15 protein-coding genes are annotated in these 16,953 nt (G+C 57.0%); 8 read left to right on the top strand and 7 right to left on the bottom strand.

Features of this window, described 5'->3' with window-relative positions; genetic code table 11:
- Nucleotides 1-139 precede the first annotated feature (139 nt).
- The 6 genes from IB272_RS25325 (at nt 140) to IB272_RS25350 (ending at nt 5,526) form a co-directional block, all read left to right on the top strand.
- Nucleotides 140-1,045 (top strand): GlxA family transcriptional regulator, encoded by a 906-nt coding sequence (locus tag IB272_RS25325; RefSeq protein ID WP_210339509.1) that lies wholly within the window; start codon nt 140-142, stop codon nt 1,043-1,045.
- Nucleotides 1,046-1,205: 160 nt separating this feature from the next.
- Nucleotides 1,206-1,859 (top strand): ABC transporter permease, encoded by a 654-nt coding sequence (locus IB272_RS25330; RefSeq protein ID WP_192445372.1) that lies wholly within the window; start codon nt 1,206-1,208, stop codon nt 1,857-1,859.
- Nucleotides 1,859-2,962: an ABC transporter ATP-binding protein gene (locus tag IB272_RS25335; protein WP_192445373.1), complete on the top strand. Its 1,104-nt coding sequence runs from the start codon at nt 1,859-1,861 to the stop codon at nt 2,960-2,962. The genes IB272_RS25330 and IB272_RS25335 overlap by 1 nt, the downstream gene beginning before the upstream one ends.
- Nucleotides 2,959-3,696 carry an ABC transporter permease gene (locus IB272_RS25340; RefSeq protein ID WP_192445374.1) on the top strand — a complete coding sequence of 246 codons (738 nt, stop codon included), beginning with the start codon at nt 2,959-2,961 and terminating at the stop codon, nt 3,694-3,696. Before IB272_RS25335 ends, IB272_RS25340 begins: the two co-directional genes overlap by 4 nt.
- A 35-nt stretch (nt 3,697-3,731) precedes the next feature.
- Nucleotides 3,732-4,622, top strand: a complete 891-nt coding sequence (locus tag IB272_RS25345) for a glycine betaine ABC transporter substrate-binding protein (protein ID WP_192445375.1) — start codon at nt 3,732-3,734, stop codon at nt 4,620-4,622.
- Nucleotides 4,623-4,680: 58 nt separating this feature from the next.
- Complete coding sequence (locus tag IB272_RS25350) at nt 4,681-5,526, top strand: nitrilase-related carbon-nitrogen hydrolase (protein ID WP_192445376.1); 846 nt, start codon at nt 4,681-4,683, stop codon at nt 5,524-5,526.
- Between the two features lie 841 nt (nt 5,527-6,367).
- On the opposite strand, the gene IB272_RS25355 is transcribed toward IB272_RS25350, so the two are convergent.
- Complete coding sequence (locus tag IB272_RS25355) at nt 6,368-6,610, bottom strand: hypothetical protein (RefSeq protein ID WP_192445377.1); 243 nt, start codon at nt 6,608-6,610, stop codon at nt 6,368-6,370.
- 816 nt (nt 6,611-7,426) lie between these two features.
- Here IB272_RS25355 and IB272_RS25360 point away from each other — a divergent pair.
- The gene (locus IB272_RS25360) at nt 7,427-7,894 is read left to right on the top strand and encodes an NUDIX hydrolase (RefSeq protein WP_192445410.1); all 468 of its coding nucleotides are present in this window, start codon (nt 7,427-7,429) and stop codon (nt 7,892-7,894) included.
- 23 nt (nt 7,895-7,917) lie between these two features.
- Here IB272_RS25360 and IB272_RS25365 read toward each other — a convergent pair whose 3' ends face one another.
- Together IB272_RS25365 and IB272_RS25370 are read right to left on the bottom strand one after the other, a co-directional pair.
- Complete coding sequence (locus IB272_RS25365) at nt 7,918-10,131, bottom strand: adenylate/guanylate cyclase domain-containing protein (RefSeq protein WP_192445378.1); 2,214 nt, start codon at nt 10,129-10,131, stop codon at nt 7,918-7,920.
- Nucleotides 10,132-10,228: 97 nt separating this feature from the next.
- Entirely contained in the window at nt 10,229-10,804 is a 576-nt protein-coding gene (locus IB272_RS25370) for a TetR/AcrR family transcriptional regulator (RefSeq protein ID WP_192445379.1), read from the bottom strand.
- Nucleotides 10,805-11,684: 880 nt separating this feature from the next.
- Between IB272_RS25370 and IB272_RS25380 the strand changes: the two genes are divergently transcribed.
- Complete coding sequence (locus IB272_RS25380) at nt 11,685-12,200, top strand: DUF417 family protein (RefSeq protein WP_192445381.1); 516 nt, start codon at nt 11,685-11,687, stop codon at nt 12,198-12,200.
- An 896-nt stretch (nt 12,201-13,096) separates the two neighbouring features.
- Here the strand turns inward: IB272_RS25380 and IB272_RS25385 are convergent.
- From IB272_RS25385 to IB272_RS25400, 4 genes are all read right to left on the bottom strand, one after another.
- On the bottom strand, nt 13,097-13,825 hold the full coding sequence (locus IB272_RS25385; protein ID WP_192445382.1) for a hypothetical protein: 729 nt from the start codon (nt 13,823-13,825) through the stop codon (nt 13,097-13,099).
- Between the two features lie 387 nt (nt 13,826-14,212).
- A complete protein-coding gene (locus IB272_RS25390; protein ID WP_192445383.1) occupies nt 14,213-14,983 on the bottom strand; it encodes a hypothetical protein in 771 nt (256 codons plus the stop codon).
- A gap of 196 nt (nt 14,984-15,179) precedes the next feature.
- Nucleotides 15,180-15,401 (bottom strand): DUF2798 domain-containing protein, encoded by a 222-nt coding sequence (locus IB272_RS25395; protein ID WP_192445384.1) that lies wholly within the window; start codon nt 15,399-15,401, stop codon nt 15,180-15,182.
- Between the two features lie 134 nt (nt 15,402-15,535).
- Nucleotides 15,536-16,744: an NAD(P)/FAD-dependent oxidoreductase gene (locus tag IB272_RS25400; RefSeq protein ID WP_192445385.1), complete on the bottom strand. Its 1,209-nt coding sequence runs from the start codon at nt 16,742-16,744 to the stop codon at nt 15,536-15,538.
- Nucleotides 16,745-16,953 lie beyond the last annotated feature (209 nt).

Here is a 16,953-nt window from a genome sequence, read left to right on the forward strand (position 1 = left end):
ATTACGGCTTCCTTTTCGAACCGCGGTTGGATACGTGCAAGCGGATGAGTTGGGGAGGCGTCGTACGCCTGGAAAGATGCAGCAAGTTCGTAACGAAGCTCCAATCCGCGTAGGGTTGTTGCTCCTTCCGCAATTTTCCATGATGGCCCTCGCTTCGGCGAGCGAGCCCCTACGCGCTGCGAACCGCCTTGCAAACCACACACTGTACGAGTGGTTTTTGCTTTCCGAGGACGGGGGCATAATCACCTCGAGCAGCGGCTTCGAGACGCGGACGGTTGCCATCAGTGATGCACCCCGATTGGATCGGCTGTTCGTCGTCGCCAGCTTGGATATCGAGAGCAAACGTCCGAAACGGATTCTCCAATACCTGCAGAAGTTGGCTGTCACCGGGATGCCGTTAGGGGCATTGAGCACGGGAACGTTCATTCTGGCCCGTGCCGGATTACTGGTGGGAAAGCGATGCACTCTCCATTGGGAGGCTATGAATCAGTTCGCCGAGGAATTTCCGGATATCGAAGTGACGCGGGACCTGTACGTGCGTGACGGTAGCCGCTGGACCTGCGGCGGAGGGACCGCTGCGATCGACCTGATGCTGGCGCAAATATCCGGTGATCACGGAGCCCAGCTTGCAGCGGACACAGCCGAACAGTTTCTCCATACTCGAATTCGAGGGCCGGAGGAGCACCAACGGATGGCCATCCAATGGCGCTACGACATCCACGATGCCCGTCTTGCCTCCGCGATCGCGATTATGGAGCAGAACCTCGAATACGTCGTTCCCATCGACGATGTGGCGAAACAAAGCGGCCTTTCTACAAGGCAACTCGAGCGGCTTTGGCACCACCATTTCAAGATGACACCGCAGCGGTTCTATTTGAATGCGAGATTGAACGAAGCGCGTCGTCTCATCAGAGAAAGTAGCGAAGCTATTGCCGCTATAGCGCTCCGCTGTGGGTTCGTCTCCGCCTCGCACCTCGGCAGCGCCTACCGGCGGTTGTTCTGCTGCACTCCTAGCGACGAGCGTCGGAAATCCGACAGGGCATAGCTCTGAAAACCCCTGTACAGCAGGAGCCATAGCGCAGGGCGTGGATCGTAGGGAGAGCGCATGGCGAGTTTTTGATACTTCCCGTCGGACATTCGGTTCTTAGCGCTCGATTGTTTCACCTACGATCCGCAAATCCTCTTGAGGAGGGTGGGAGGACAATATGGAAACCATTCACTTTATCGGCGACAACCTGCCGCTGATATGGTCACGGATGATCGAGCACATATGGCTGGTCGGCGTGTCTATCGTCATCGCCATTTGCACTGGTGTGCCGATCGGCATCTTCATCACTCGCAGCCGGGCCATCGCGAATAAAGTTCTCTACGTTGCAGCGGCCGTGATGACGATACCGTCGATCGCGTTGTTCGGTCTGCTCATCCCAATTCTGTCGAAAATCGGCCAGGGCATTGGCTTTCTGCCAGCAGCGATTGCACTCATTCTGTATGCGCAGCTGCCGATTATCCGCAACACGTATACCGCAATCATGAATGTCGACACGTCGCTGCGCGAGGCGGCGGTCGGGATGGGAATGACGTTCATGCAACGTCTGAAACATGTGGAATTGCCGATTGCGCTGCCTGTCATCATAAACGGCGTCCGCAATGCCGTCGTCCTCAATATCGCGGTCGCTGCAATCGCGACATACATCGGCGCTGGCGGCCTCGGAACCTTTATCTCCCGAGGCATCACACAGACCGATCCTCGCCAACTGCTGACCGGCGCGCTCGCCGTGAGCGTCCTCGCCATCCTTGCGGACTTCGGTCTTCTTGCGCTCAGGCGGTTTCTTACATCCCCAGGCCTTCGGATAAGCTGATGATTAGACTTGATCGCCTCACCAAAGTTTTTGGTTCTGTTACCGCCGTCGATGGCGTCACCATGGAAGTTCCGTCGGGTGCAGTCTGCGTTCTGCTCGGCCCATCGGGATGCGGGAAGACGACCACGATGAAGATGATCAACCGCTTGATCACGCCGTCGTCTGGAAAGATCTTCATCGATGGGCGAGACACCTCGGCATTGGACGCTGTGACCCTTCGACGCTCGATCGGCTACGTCATCCAGCAGATCGGTCTCTTCCCTAACAAGACTATCGAAGACAACATCTGCGTCGTGCCAGACCTTCTCGGCTGGGATCGCAAGAAGTCCCGCAAAAAAGCCGCTGAGCTTCTGGAGCTTGTGAACCTCGATCCAGCGACCTTCTTGCGTCGCTATCCGAAGGAGCTTTCCGGTGGACAGCAGCAGCGTGTCGGTGTGGTGCGCGCGCTTGCGGCCGACCCTCCGGTGTTGCTGATGGACGAGCCCTTCGGCGCGATCGATCCTATCAATCGCGAAGTGATTCAAGATGAGTTCATGAAGCTCCAGGCGGAGCTAAAAAAGACGGTAGTCTTCGTGAGCCACGACATCGACGAAGCCGTGAAAATGGCAAGCCACATAGCGATATTCCGCGACGGAAAACTCATCCAATTCGATCATCCGGATGCGATCCTGTCGAACCCTGTCGATAACTTTGTGGCGGATTTTGTCGGTAGCGACCGGACGTTGAAGCGTCTTCGACTGGTCAAAGTGGCGGATGCTATGCAGAAGGCTCCAGCCAGCGTCGTAGCTGAAGACACTTTGGAATCCGCGATAGCGAAGATGGAGGCGAACGATCACACCTCCATCGTCATGGTTGGGACTGGCGGTCGGGCGCGCGGTTTCCTGCAACTGAGCGAAGTGCGGGGCAAGAACGGTGCAGTCGGCGATCACGTCGAAGCATTGCCGGGGCTAATCAACGTCAATGACGACCTAAGAAACGCGGTGTCGGCAATGTTCTCGCATGGTGTGACCTGGCTGGCCTGCGTAGACGGGGAGGGGCAATACAAGGGGTACGTCACCCAGCGTGGTATCAGTCAGCTCCTCGGTGCAGGGTATCGCGAATGACGACACAGACACGTTCTCCCGCCGCGTCCTACGTGAGCATCGCTTCCGCTGGCGCACTGTTCGCATTCGGAGCTTGGGCGGCTTCCTCAGGTCTTCTTGATACGATCCTGAGCTATCGCGGCGACATCGTTTACCTGGCTGGCCAACATCTCGTGTTGGTCGCCTACTCGAGCGCGATAGCAGCCGCAATTGGATTACCACTCGGGATCGCGCTCACGCGGAAGCCGCTGGCGCATCACGCTGATGCCATCACCCAGGTGATTAACCTCGGAACGACGATCCCGACCCTTGCGGTTCTGGCTCTCGCGATGTCGTTTCTCGGGATCGGGGCGCCGTCCGCCGTCTTCGGCCTGACAGTGCTCACGCTTCTACCGATCGTACTGAATACCATTTCCGGTCTGAACATGGTTCCTCGCCACTTGGTCGAGGCGGCTACCGGGATGGGAATGACCGAAACTCAGATCCTCCTGCGGGTGGAGTTGCCAAACGCCCTGTTTGTCATTCTTGCAGGGCTCCGCACCGCCATCGCCATCAACGTCGGTACCGCGCCCCTCGCGTTCCTGGTTGGCGGGGGAGGTCTTGGGGAGCTTATCTTCACGGGCATCGATCTGATGGATTCATCAATGCTTCTGGCGGGGGCGATCCCGACTGCAATACTCGCGATCATCGCCGACTTCGCGATCGGTCAATGCCAGTTCTGGCTGATACCAAAGGGCGTTAACCCGCTCCGCTAAACTGAAAACTCAATAAACACAGGGGAAGGAACAGCATGGAAAGCTTTAGCCTGAAATGCATCGTCGCGGGCCTGACATTCGCACTTGCGGCCGGAGTCGCAACCGCGAAGGACATTGTCGTCGGCGGCAAGAACTTTACTGAACAACAGATCATGGCAGAGATGACCAGTCAGCTGCTGCGGTCGAAAGGGTTCACGGTCGACAAGCGGGACGGTCTCGGAACGGCACCCCTCCGGCAGGCGCAGGAAGCAGGGCAGATTGACCTGTATTGGGAGTACACGGGAACTTCGCTCATCACCTTCAACAAGGTGACCGAAAAGCTCGATGCTGCTGCGACCTACGCCAGGATCAAGGAACTTGATGCCGAGAAAGGCCTGGTTTGGCTAACGCCGTCGCGCGCTAACAACACCTACGGCATTGCCATGCGGAAGGATGACGCTGCCGCAAAGGGGATCGCCACGTTGTCTGACCTCGCTGCCAAAATAAACGGCGGCACAGGCCTTTCGTTCGGTTGCAACGCGGAGTTCTACGCCCGTGTGGACGGATTGAAGCCGTTGCAGGAGGCGTTTGGCTTCGAATTCGGTCGCGCCAACGTAAAGCGCATGGACACGGGCCTGGTATACCAGGCGCTGAAGGACTCGCAGATCGACACCGGCCTCGTGTTCGTGACCGACGGGCGCATTCCTGCGTTTAACTTTGTCGTTCTGAAGGATGACAAGGGCTATTTCCCGAACTACGCCTTGACGCCTGTCATTCGGAAAGAAGTCCTGGATGGCTCTCCGGAACTGGCAGACATCCTCAACGGGCTATCAGCGAAGCTCGATGACGCTGTTATGGCGAGCCTCAATGCATCGGTGGACGTCGACAAGCGGTCTGTCGAGGAAGTTTCAAAGGAGTTTCTGGCATCGCAGGGCCTCACTCAGTGACGACGTTGATCCGCTCCTCCGTGACGAGGAGCGGGTCTCCGCAAAAGGACAGGTGACCATGTCGACCATTACAGTAGCCGCCGCACAGATTCGCTGCGTGGCAGGCGATATCCGCGCAAACATGGAGCTTCACATCGAAGCGATCGAGCAAGCGCGCCAGAACGGCGCAAGCTTGGTGGTGTTTCCCGAGCTTTCCCTGACAGATTACCTTTCAACTCCGGACATCTCGGTTCTGGGACGGACGATAAGCGCGGACGAGATCGCGACGATCGCTTCGCGCACCGGTGCGATCGCGGTGTCGTTTGGATTTATCGAACGCGCCGCGGATGGACACAGCTACAATACCCAAGCCCTTCTCTCGTGCGGCCAACTTCTACACCTGCATCGGAAGATCAACATTCCGACATATGGCCTTCTGCAGGAAGGGAAATTTTACAAGCAGGGTGGGGAGCTTTCCCTGGCTTCCCTCGAAGACGATTGGAAGACCGCGACCTTGATCTGTGCCGATAGCTGGTCGCCGGCGCTGCCTTGGTTGGTGGCGCTTCAGGGAGCAAACCTATTGATCCAGCCAATTGGTTCTGCGCGAGGTGTCGTGGACGGTGATTATGACAATCCTACCGGTTGGGAGGTAAATCTACGTCATACTGCGATGACCTACAGCTTGCCGACAATAATGGTGAACCACTGCGGGCGGCGGGGCGGTCTGGATTTTTGGGGCGGCTCTCGCATTCTCGATCAGAACGGGTTTGAGTTGGCCCGGGCCGGAGAGGATCCGGCGCTGCTGATTGCCGACATCGATATGGCGAAAGTTGAAGCGGCCCGTCGAAATCTTCCGACAATCAGGGACTCTGCTCCAGCGTTCGTAGAGGCAGAGTTGTCAAAGTATCTCGCATCGCTAACGTAAAGCAGACTTCGACGGGCCTTCGCCGCGGCCCCATGTTCGTTCTTTTTAGGCAGCAACGTGCGGCCCCCGCGGCATCTGTCTCCGACCAACCGCTTCGATACCGCGGATCAAACGTGTTCCGTGTCCCCGCGGGGAGATCGGCTGCCCCGGAGCTCCGGCGGAGCTTCGGGGCCTCGAGGCGAGCGTCCAGTCTCATTGATCGCATTCCGCGATTGATAAGACATGTCTCCTCGCGTTTATTCCAACGCGAAAACGTTGTTCATATGCTCGTGCTGGCGGACCGAGGGGTGCAGGGCGCCTGTGAGGATCTGAGTATCACCGGGCAGGTGGTGACCCACCCGCGTGAGAAGGTTTCTGAGCGACGTCCCTGCAAGTTCGCCCGCTCGGAAACGGGGAGGCGGTGGCTTAGCTATCGCCTCCCTGGATAGGCGTTGGGGCGGCCTGCGCAGGCCCATTTCCTTCTGCCTGGAACCGTCGGCCCTCAGCGCGTTGATATAGGCTATCCTGATAGTAGCTGACTGCACGCGCCGCAGATCGTCCAGGAACGAAGGGCCTCGACCGAGCAGCGGTAGGGAACGGAGATGGTTTGCAAGGAAGGAACATCGTTGCAGGGATGTTCATATTCGATCGTCGAATCCTTGCAGCGGTCAAACGCCGGCAGAAATAGGACTCCAACTTTCAGCTTCGAACAGCGCCGATCAGTAGAGGTCAGAGCAGTCGCGATTCCGGAAGGAAATCCGAATAGAAGTGTCTTCAGCTCGCTATGCGAAGAACGCCTTCTAGGGATTTGCAGTATGCCAAGAGCGGTCGGTGGTGTCCGGCCGCTCTTGGCGGATGCATACTACTTGCGCTCGATTCCGGAGTAAAATTCGCCTTCCCCGCCCTTGATCTTGGGCCAGGACTTTGCGGCGGAACTTTCGATGATGCTCCCCGTCGCGAAATTGTCCGTGCGCGCTTGGTTGCGAATCTCGCCCCGCGAGAAGTTCTGATCGATTCCTTCGTAGTAGCTGTCTGCATAGACAGCGCCTGCAAAGCTGGAAGCGGCGATGGACGTGGCCGCAAGAAACTTGACTACTTTGCTCATCGAAATTGCCTTTCTTTCGTAGACACGGCCCGTTCGATCGAGCCAGAGTAATGACTGGACTATCCAAGCCACTGGCTGTGTTTTCAGGGTCTGGCGTATCTGCCGAATGTCGGAATTTGGGGCGAAAAGTATCGGTCTGTAATCCGCGGTGGGGCCGTTACACTAAATGACGAATTCACGTATCTTTCTCGTTCGAACGTTGTCTGCCAGGGGGCAGCTTCGAAGGTGGAAGTGTTTTCGGGACGGCGGCGATGCCGGGCCCCCATAAGCATGAAATCATCTTTGAGAGCGACGAACCGGACGCGAGTTTGGGCGCTGTCGCTGCCCGGGGTCTGCGGGTCGCGACGCAGGGCGCATGCGCGGCAAGGCAACTACCTAGCGCCAGTTTTAGGTGAAGTGTGCGGACTGCGTTTTTGACGGCTACTGCGCACTAAGAGCCATCCGCAACGAGTTCGCCGCCGCGCGTGCCAATCAAACGTTTTGTCTAACTATGTACATGCCCTCCACGCACGCGACCCGTTTGACTACAGGTTCTCTCATGTCAAAGCTTTGAACGCGCCTTCCTTTTCGCCGCGCGTACGGTCGCGACGCACCGTCACCCACCAGATACTCTGACACACTTGGAGCTGATCTTGGCACATCAGCGATACGAGCCGGGACGATTATGGCTAACGACCATACTTGCCGTGACGGCTCCGGAACAACGGAGTCGCGGCAAGATTGGACGAGAACGATAGGATCATACGGCCGCTGGTGGGCAACTATGTCGCGGCGCCTGCGATCCCGTGCGGTAGCAAGTCGGGGCCGGGTTCATATATGGAAGACTCTGCAAAGTCAGCGGATCGAGCGCGGCCCGGTACCGGGAAGGTGATCGAACAAGTAGGTGCCTTGTGTGTCCGTCGGCATTCCAACGGCAATTGCGAGGTTCTACTCATTACTACGCGCCAGACCGGGCGATGGACCATTCCCAAGGGATGGCCTGTCAAGGGCCTGGAGCCTCATGAGGTCGCCGAACTGGAGGCTTGGGAGGAGGCTGGTGTCAAGGGTCGGGCCGAGAGGCGTGTCTTCGGGTACTTCACGCACATGAAGGGGTTTGAGGATGGGCGTAAATTCCCATCAGTCGTCGAGGTTCATGTCATGAAAGTAAAGCGGACCAAAAAGAAGTTTCCGGAGGCGGGTCAGCGAAAGGTCGCCTGGCTGCCCGTGGACAAAGCGGCGGCTATGGTTTCTGAACCCGATCTAAAAAGCTTGCTAGATAGGCTACCCGGTTGCGAGGCAGCATAGATGCCCCGACCCTGCCCAATCACCTAGTCGAACGACGAAAACGTTAGTGTTCTTCCAGGCGCATACCAGATGTACTCATTTTCCTTGTTGCGAATGCCTCCCGGGTTCCGAAGGACTCTGCCGCAGGTCCTATTGGACTGATCGTAGAAACAGACCTGATCCCCTACTAGTCGGACTTCGGCGCTGGTCATCTCGTCTCGTTCATCGGTCACCCATCCACCCGATAAGCTGGCTCGGCCCGCAGGTGAAATGGTCGCTTCGTGAATGCTTCCCGAATTAATGTCCGTGCCCCGCAGCCTGCGACCCAAGAACAGGGGAAGGGCTTCTTGGGTCGTCATTATGACGTCCTCCTGCACTTCTGGAAGCGTCTCAGGTACTCCTGCCAAGCGCAGCCCTCGGTAAAGCCGCTCACTGTCTTCGGCTCGAGCAAAGTCGAGCGGGGGACATGTCGTTATGGCGGCTATGATTCCGCCTCTCCCGGTACGAAGCTGATTGTAGCGCTTGATAGCAGCCTCGGCGTCGCGACGCCGCCCCAGCTGCCCGTACGAAGCGGCCAGAAGCAGTAGCGCATTGTCGTCTCCGGGATTCGATCTTAAGCTCTCTTCGGCCGCTTCCGCCGCCGCATCAAAATTCCCCATACTGAATTCCATTAGGCCAAGTACATAGCTGAAGAATGGAGGCCCTTGCGGATCGAGCCTCAGCGCCCTCTGGATATGAGGGATCGCCTCTTCAGGTCGACCAGCGGAGGTCAGGACGAGTGCAGTGAGCGCGTAATTCCAGGGGTCGCCGGGCTCTAGTGCGATGGCTTCTCGCAGTTCTTCGAGGGCCGTGGAATGTTGCCAGTCCGACTCTGAAAGAAGACCGGCCGCTTGATAAGTCAAAGCCGTTCTCCGTGTCGGTGCTGACTGTAAGTACCCTGCCGCCCGAGATCTGGCTTCAGGTCTCGACAGGCCGATCAGCGAATGCCAGCGCCAACGATAGATCCGAGCGTACGCCATGGCAGCGGCAGCGTATGCGCGTTCGTATTCCGGGTCGAGCGAGATAGCCTGTTCGAAGTACGAGATCGATCGGGCCAGATCTTCAGGTGTTGCTCGACGCTGGCTTTCCCAGCCGCGCAGGTATGCGTCGAGCGCATCGGGCACGCCCGTCCGGTCGCCACGTGATTGTTTCTTTTGGTCGGATACCAGCCGGACGGTGAGCGCATCTGCAATTCTGGAGGTCACTTCGTCTTGCAACGCGAAAACATCGGATCGATTGCCATCGAACTTCCCCGCCCAGACATGCCCGCCATCGAGGGCATCAAGAAGTTTGGCCGTGATCCTCAACTGCTCTCCCGCGCGCTGCACGCTTCCCTCGAGAACATATCTTACGCCGAGCTCAGTTGATACCTGTCGTAAAGGCACCGACTTGCCCTTGTAGCTGAATGAAGAGGTGCGCGCGATGACGAACAAACCCGAGATCTGCGCAAGTTCCGCTATGAGGCCGTCCGTCATGCCATCCGCAAAATATTCCTGCTTAGGATCATCGCTCACGTTGTTGAATGGAAGGACCGCAATGGAAGGCTTGTCCGGCAAGGAAAGAGGCAACTGCTCGATTCCCCGTGCAGCCGCAAGCTCTTTCCAGGGGCTCCACCAGAACGTCCCCGCGCCCGCGAGCAAAGCAATAATTCCGGCCGCGAGCGCGTAGTTCAATCTGGTGGGAATTTTCGCGACAGTTTTTTGCGGACTTTTGTCCAAGATCAGTCGGTAGGTTCTGATTGGCTTCAGGACGTGCTTCAGGTTCCGTTCGCCCAGATACTCGAACGCGACCGCAAGGTGCTTCTCTACGTGGTCGTAGGCCGTTCCAGAGATGACAATCCCACCAGGCTCGGCCAAGCTCTGAAGACGTTCGGCGATGTTGACGCCGTCGCCGTTGATGTCGTCTCCTTCGACGATCACATCGCCCAGATTGATGCCTATCCGAAATTCCAGGTGTTGGGTGCCGACCTTCCGCTGTACTGATTTGAGCTGTTGGACATCGACCGCACATCGCACAGCTTCCACGATGCTGTGGAATTCGATGAGCAGACCGTCCCCCATTGTTTTTACCAGTCGTCCTGAGTGTGCAGCTATCGCGCCCAGGAAGATATCGTTCAGGTCGGCCTGAAACCGAAGGCGAGTGCCTTCCTCGTCGGCTTGGCTGAGTAGCCCGTAGCCGCACACATCGGCTATCATTACGGCGGCTAGTCTTCGCTGCATGGCCCTCCTGTGGAAAAGACCGTATCCCTGGGGATAGTAACGGATCGATCCACGTGCCGAAACCGCTAATTTCGGGAGCGCTCGCTCGAGTCGGGGGTCAAGAATTCAATACACGTTCCAGTGAGAGTAGTTGCTGGGCCATCGCCCTTGCATGTCTTACGGATGATGTTGATCTGGTCATCTGTGCAACTGCGACAGCCCCCTCATGCAACAGATTGACCTCCGCAGCTATGCGTCGAGGGTCGGATAGCTGAGCCGCATAGGCCAGTTCCTCAAAGTAGGCACGTGTCAGTTTCTTGTGAGTGAGAGCGGCTTGGAAAACCGGGTCTCCAACCTCCTTAAATTCGCCGGCCGCATTTGCGAAGATGCAGCCGTTGAAGTGCTTATCTCCGATCACCTCCTCTAGGTAGGTGAAAGTCATTAGAATGCGCTCCCGCGGTTCTCGCGCGCGTTGCTCCACAAACGACCGCATTGCGTTTCGCGATTCCTCGTCACGTCGTTCAAGCGCTGCCAATATCAGCTCCTCTTTCGTTGCAAAATGACGGTAAAGAGTCGTCTTCGCCACGCGGGCTTCAGCGATTATGAGGTCAACTCCAGTGGCGTGATATCCATGCTGGTTAAAAAGCCGAAGGGCTGTATCAAGCAGATGGTCGCGAATTTCGGACCGGCGCATATTTGCTCCTAAGTATACAGAACTGTATTGATATATACTCGTTCCTGCTTCGCTCTGCAAACCGGACAACGCGGGCCAAGCAGATCACAAAAAGCTGACAAAATCGTGATTTTTGAATTTTAGCGGAAGCTTGACATCGGCGCACGGTTAGAACATTTTCATAAAACGATACAGATCGGTATCGAATTGATTCAGCGGAGCGCCGATGTTTATGAGGCTGATTTTCAAAGCGATACGCACCCATAATGGGTATTGGCGTACCTTGCGTCTGTGGGATCGCATGGACGATCGTGCACTCGACGACTTGGGCGTATACCGCGGCGACCTCGAATCCATGGCTCGTCGCAGCGCTACGGTAGAGTGGCAAGGGCGGCCGAAACTCGATGAGACAGCCAACACGTAATTTTCGTAAGAGAGCATGATGACTGCGCCAAGTGCCGAGTTGATGGGCGGACTGGTTCGCAAGTCGGCGTGGATTCGTTCCTGCCGCGCCGAGCCGCGCCAGGAATGGGCTTCGACCGCCCTTCGAAGCAGCGGTGACGCTCGCTAAGGATTAGATTCTAGCCAAGACGGGGCGCCTCAAAAGGCGCGATAGAACCCGCGGGGCAGACCTTGGGATCGCGGACGGCCGCAGGAATTTGCGCGGATCAAGCCAACGCGCACCCAAAACCGAAACAGTGCAGCTGCGGCAAATTCAAGTTCGCAGCTGCACCCGCGATTAACAGCGTTTTCGACGCAGAGCTTCGCAAGAGCCTCAGCGGCGTCACCGCCTACGAGGACTGGAAGGAGGATTCGATAAATTGAAGGTTCGACTGCAATCACGACGATAGAGTAACGATTGAAAATTCCAGATTTGATTGTATCTAAGAAAGGACAGAACATGGCAAATATATTTAGTGAAGCAAAGGTCTCCATCGAAAAGCCGAAGGGAGCAGTTGCGAATGTAGAATTGATTGGGAACGCGATCAGTACAGCTGCTCTGTACACATCTCTGGTGATTATATACTTCTGGTTCGGTGGCATGAAGTTCACCGCGTATGAAGCGGAAGGCCTCACGCCGCTCGTCGGCAACAGCCCGTTCTTGAGCTGGGTTCAACCTCTTCTGGGTGTCAGGGGTTTCTCTAGTGCGCTTGGAGTAATCGAGGTGAGTATTGGTGTCCTTATCGCAGCGAGGTATTTCAATCCTCTGTTGTCGCTCGTTGGAGGAGTACTTTCCGCCGGGCTCTTCGCGACCACACTGAGCTTTATGGTGACGACGCCAGGCGTATTCGAGCCCAACTTGGGGTTCCCCGCAATCACGGTTGCCCCGGGTCAGTTTCTGCTGAAGGACGTTGGCTTGTTTGCCGTTTCGTTATGGATCGCCGCCAATTCCTTCGCAGCGTCCCGCAGATCTTGACCGCTCTCCCCTCGAAGCCGTTCTGTTGACGGTTTCGAGGGGACTCGCACGCATGCCGTCCTCCGGTTCGGCCGAGCCAGGATGATGCGAAAGCATCCGCTATTGGCACGCTCGCGGAGCCTAGCGAAACTGACGGTGCCCTTGCTACGGCTATTCGCCGCTGAGGCGGCATCCAGATGGAACGTCCATCCTCTGCCAATGTCCATGACCTGGTTCTCTGCCGTCATCCCAACCTGCCGCGGCAAGGCTTGAGGCTTTTTCGCCATCACAGCCAGGCGATACGAGCCCCCCTCTGCCTTATCAAAAATACCAGGTTGCTGGAACATGCCCTGGTGAAGCTCGACATGCCGTAGGATTCGTCGGGTTGAATCACTGGGCAAGAACGGTGTTGGTGCAGATGCTGCAGCGTCGCGCCTGCCTTGCCGGATCGCAGCGCTTGAGGTCTGGCCGGGGTATTCCTCGACGATCGGCAACCTCGCCTTCGATGCCCCCGAGGCCTGAGCGTCGGCAATAGAGATCGCCACGCGCGGCATCGCCCGCCTGGCTGGAATGAAGGATGTCCTGCCGACTTCCGGTGAAGGGTGGTCGGAAGGCCTACGGAAGGATCTTCCGCTGCCGGTCGAAGCGGGAAGCTGGGCGGAGGTCCATTGGAGAATCAAAGCTTCGAAGATTGGCTACCGCCGCCCGCACCCCAGGCCGCCGCTCGGCGCTCGGGATTCCAATCCACGGCACAAAACTGTTCTGTGGGCATGCGGTTGTCCGCTTCGGTAGACATCATCGTCCCGGGCTGCTGTTCCGGCTGGCCTCGCTCAAGTCTGACGCAGCAGTTCGGACTTTTGCTCAACGTGGACGCGTCGCTTGAAAACGCAGTTCCACACGAAAATCCGAATAGCCGATTAGAAGGCCGCGTAGTCAGACAACTCGATCGTAACCGCATTGAAGTCCCGGTCGAGGCTGCCATCGGGTTTCACCGTGAAAACGCAGCGTCGCGTCGGATACTTCAACCCTTCGACGTCAACATAATCGAACATGAAGTGAGCTGCTCTTACATCAGCCCAGACGTCGACCGTGTAATCGTGCCGCCGCACTAAACCGTCTGCTGTGAAGTAGAAACGCTGTTCTTGGCTGTGACTGTGAATTCTCTCTGGGAATTTCACGAGTATCCCGCGCAACAGCTCCGAGTCGGATTCGATGGGTTCAATGTCTCTAACTTCATAGTCGCGTTCGCCAAACACGAACGGGGCCGCATGGTATGTCCACATGGCATATCCGTTAAAGTACGCAAGGTTAAGTGGATCCCATTGGCCACCGAAGCTTCGATCGAATGCTTTCCTGCCATCGTCTCTCTCGGCGATGGTCGCGCCATCACGGTTGGTTATCGCGACGTGCCCTGGTGTCCAGGTCATTGTCCAGTCGAGTTGGCCAAACGGCGCAACCTGAGTCCACTGACGGTGAAATTCGGTGACCGCGCGTCTCGGTACGGAAGGCAGAGGTGTTCCCTTGAACGCCCACAGCTTGCCGCCCGTGCGAATGGTTGAAGCCATGCCGCGGAATTTTTTCCAACGTTCAAAGCCGCCGTGTGCTTCTAAAGCTTTGTCGAGAAGATCATTCTGATATTTGTTCATCTAGACGCACCTTGAGTTCAGCCTTGCTTGGTGTTCCCAGGACGAAGAACTGAAAGATCAGGTCGTCAGTGCGCGTCCCGAGCCGAGGTAGGATAGCAGGGGGGCGGGGTTTTCGAAGGGGAAATGAGAATGCCCAGTGCCTATCTTTGGTATAATTGCTTTTGCTAATTGGGCTATTTGATTTCTGGCTGGTGGACTTCTGCTCCGGCTGGCAGCTGCCAAGCCGGACGCAGCCGTTCGGACTTTAGCTCAACGTCAAAGTGTCGGTGAGAGAGCGTATTTCCACACGAAAATCCGAATAGCCGATCTTCTCGTGAGGATTCGCCAATCCTTGGAAAGCTACTGGAGAGCGGTGTTCCGGGGCTGCGCGACAGCGGGAAGCAGCCATCATTTTCCCTCGGGCCGTTCAACATCGTGGAAAATGCCTGCGCCAGGCCTTTTTTCCGCCCTCACGTCGACGTCGATTTCTCGTTCTAAGTTGATTGTGGTCGCGAAGGATAGCCCAGTCACAAGACCAGTATCGTATCGCGCGGAAATCGCTGCAGTTCCGGAAAGTACAGCGACTCCCATTGTTTGGCCCACCCGCTTTCCGATCTTTGGGATGATGTGGACTGGGCTAACGGCCATCGTTAGCGCCGCCAGCGAAGCACCTGCCGTAGCGCCAAAGGCATATGCGGCGATCAGGAGCCCGAGTTGTATGTTTGGCCCATCGAGAGCGGTGCTTGCCAAAGTCAGACCCAGAACAGGTGCCGCGTACGGCAACCAATTCATGCCAACTGCATTCCCAAAGAGAAGCGAGGCAAAGACGCTACGCTTTCCGTCTTTTGACATGAAAGGAATTAGTCCGTCGCCGTGTCTAGAAATACGCTGCGACATCCACCCCGCTGACCGCCTGGACAACAGGATAAAGCCCAAGACAATCAGCACGGAAATCGCAGCAAAACGATCAAACTCGCTGCCGCGTCCCGCCCAAATACCTCCGATTGCCGCCAGGGTGGCTATCCCAGGAATCGTTCCGGCCATGCCGACAAGTGCTAGGAACTTTGTCGTGGAGGGTAGGCGCACGTCACTGTTGTTGAGGCGCTTGAAGAGAACCCGGTAATGTGGCTCGGTACCAGTCAGCGCACCCACCAAACAGGCAAGAACAAGAATCAACATTCTTTCCCTCTCGTGGCAGCCAAGTAGCTTCGCTGTTGAAAAAGACCATCGTTAAGTATCGGGTGTGTGTCAGCTTCGATGGAAAACTGTATCTCGCTGCAACAGTGATGCAGCGGTGCGGAGGGTTGTGAGCATCGCATCGCGCGCCCCTGGCAAAGCACAACTCTGCCTCACACCGCGTCCCAGCAAATCATCATCACCGGATTAGTCGATCGACCTGCGCCTGCAAGCGGGGGCCGATCCCAAGAATTGCCGGAATGACGATGACGTAGGCGATTCCCCAGGAACGCAACCATCTCACCAGGAACCCGTTGGAGAAGCCGAAGTTCAGAGAGAGCAACACGAAAGAAATGATGCCCGTGGTCACGATCCCCATCAGCAGGGCGAATGCTATTTTTCGTTTCAGTTGCACGTGCATATTATGGCCTCGATTCTAGAGTGGCCGTCTCTGCAAGAGAGACAAAACTTGGACTGGCTGAGCCGGCCCCCAATCTGGCACGAGTGACCGGTCCGGTCGGAACGCGATCACCCGTGACTAGTTTTTCCAGATCGTCACGCCACTACGATGCGGAGTGGATCGGCAGCCTCCAGTGCCGCAGCACGATCGGCCACCGGTGGATAGATCCAGGTGGTGTTGATGGCAGTTTTGAGCTTCTTTGCCTCTGCGCCGGTGAGCTTGATCTGACGGTCCCACCCTTCTGTGTAAACCGCGCCCCATGGTCCGAGATCAAGACAGGTGACGTATTTCTCCTGGCTATAGGGGATGGGCTCCACTCCGAGCAGATCAGCCGCCACGTTATACCCGGAAGAACGCCCCAAATTCTGAGCGTGCTGGCAGCTCATCATCGTGCGATTTCCGCGATCGTCTGTTGCGGCGCACGCAACGTCACCGGTGGCGAAGATGTCCTCGTGGCCAACCACCTTTAGATTCCGATCGACGTGGAGCCTCCCAAAGGAGTCTTTGACGGCGTCGATTTGACGGGTGATCGGATTGGCGCGGACACCGGTTGTCCAGACAACGGTTGAGGCTTCGATCCGATCACCGCACGTGAGCGTGACGCCCTCGTGATCGACGGAAATGATTGGGGATAGAAGTCGCGTCTCAACGCCCAGCTCGGAAAGTGCCTGTTCAATGACCGGGCGCGGCCCAGGCCCGAGGTCGGGGCCGATGGCGCTGCTGCGTTCGACGATAATAACCCGGATATCGGCGTCTTTTCCAAGCGCGCTCCGAAGGCGGTGCGGCATCTCAGCAGCGGTCTCAATACCGGTAAAGCCGCCACCCGCAACAACCACGGTGTTGCGCGCCTTGGTTTCCGGAAGCCGACCGAGTTGATGAATGTGCTCCTCCAGTTCAGCGGCATCTGCAAGCTGGTCGACATTGAACGTATAGACGAGACCGTCAATGTCGGGGCGGTGCAGGACGCTTCCTGTCGCCAGCACAAGCTTGCTGTAGCTTATGGTTGACGCCACACCGTCTGCGTCTGCATAGGTGACCACGTTTTCCAATGTCGAGATTGACGTTGCATGGCCCCTGATGAAACGTACGCCTACATTGGCGAAAATCTCTGACAGCGGCGCTCTCATTTGCGCGGCATGCTTTTCATATAGGCGCGGACGGATGTGGAGTTCTGGCTGCGGCGCGATCACGGCAACTTCGATGGTCCCGTCCGCCTTTCCTTGTCGGTCCAGCAGACGCATGGCACCGAGTGCGGTCCACATTCCGGCGAAGCCAGCGCCGATAATCAGAATTCTTTGAGACATTCTTACTTCCTCAAAAATGGGCGCCGCCGCTGGCTGGACGAGGTAAAGGCGTTGGCAAATGCCGACTACGCTCGGTGCCCGACCTGGAACATTCGCGATGATCAAGCATCACCACATAACTACGATTACTCTGATCGCAGTAAATGTACACCGAGTTTTCCGGCGCCATTGGAAACGCAGTGTCAACCAAATCAGAGCTTGCTCAAATA

Source organism: Ensifer sp. ENS08 (assembly GCF_014852195.1).
Lineage (GTDB): Bacteria > Pseudomonadota > Alphaproteobacteria > Rhizobiales > Rhizobiaceae > Ensifer > Ensifer adhaerens.

Bases quoted from the DNA above. Each gene is read 5' to 3' on its own strand.
- IB272_RS25325 (WP_210339509.1), top strand. From the start codon at position 140: ATGATGGCCCTCGCTTCGGCGAGCGAGCCCCTACGCGCTGCGAACCGC.
- IB272_RS25330 (WP_192445372.1), top strand. From the start codon at position 1,206: ATGGAAACCATTCACTTTATCGGCGACAACCTGCCGCTGATATGGTCA.
- IB272_RS25335 (WP_192445373.1), top strand. From the start codon at position 1,859: ATGATTAGACTTGATCGCCTCACCAAAGTTTTTGGTTCTGTTACCGCC.
- IB272_RS25340 (WP_192445374.1), top strand. From the start codon at position 2,959: ATGACGACACAGACACGTTCTCCCGCCGCGTCCTACGTGAGCATCGCT.
- IB272_RS25345 (WP_192445375.1), top strand. From the start codon at position 3,732: ATGGAAAGCTTTAGCCTGAAATGCATCGTCGCGGGCCTGACATTCGCA.
- IB272_RS25350 (WP_192445376.1), top strand. From the start codon at position 4,681: ATGTCGACCATTACAGTAGCCGCCGCACAGATTCGCTGCGTGGCAGGC.
- IB272_RS25355 (WP_192445377.1), bottom strand. From the start codon at position 6,610: ATGAGCAAAGTAGTCAAGTTTCTTGCGGCCACGTCCATCGCCGCTTCC.
- IB272_RS25360 (WP_192445410.1), top strand. From the start codon at position 7,427: ATGGAAGACTCTGCAAAGTCAGCGGATCGAGCGCGGCCCGGTACCGGG.
- IB272_RS25365 (WP_192445378.1), bottom strand. From the start codon at position 10,131: ATGCAGCGAAGACTAGCCGCCGTAATGATAGCCGATGTGTGCGGCTAC.
- IB272_RS25370 (WP_192445379.1), bottom strand. From the start codon at position 10,804: ATGCGCCGGTCCGAAATTCGCGACCATCTGCTTGATACAGCCCTTCGG.
- IB272_RS25380 (WP_192445381.1), top strand. From the start codon at position 11,685: ATGGCAAATATATTTAGTGAAGCAAAGGTCTCCATCGAAAAGCCGAAG.
- IB272_RS25385 (WP_192445382.1), bottom strand. From the start codon at position 13,825: ATGAACAAATATCAGAATGATCTTCTCGACAAAGCTTTAGAAGCACAC.
- IB272_RS25390 (WP_192445383.1), bottom strand. From the start codon at position 14,983: ATGTTGATTCTTGTTCTTGCCTGTTTGGTGGGTGCGCTGACTGGTACC.
- IB272_RS25395 (WP_192445384.1), bottom strand. From the start codon at position 15,401: ATGCACGTGCAACTGAAACGAAAAATAGCATTCGCCCTGCTGATGGGG.
- IB272_RS25400 (WP_192445385.1), bottom strand. From the start codon at position 16,744: ATGTCTCAAAGAATTCTGATTATCGGCGCTGGCTTCGCCGGAATGTGG.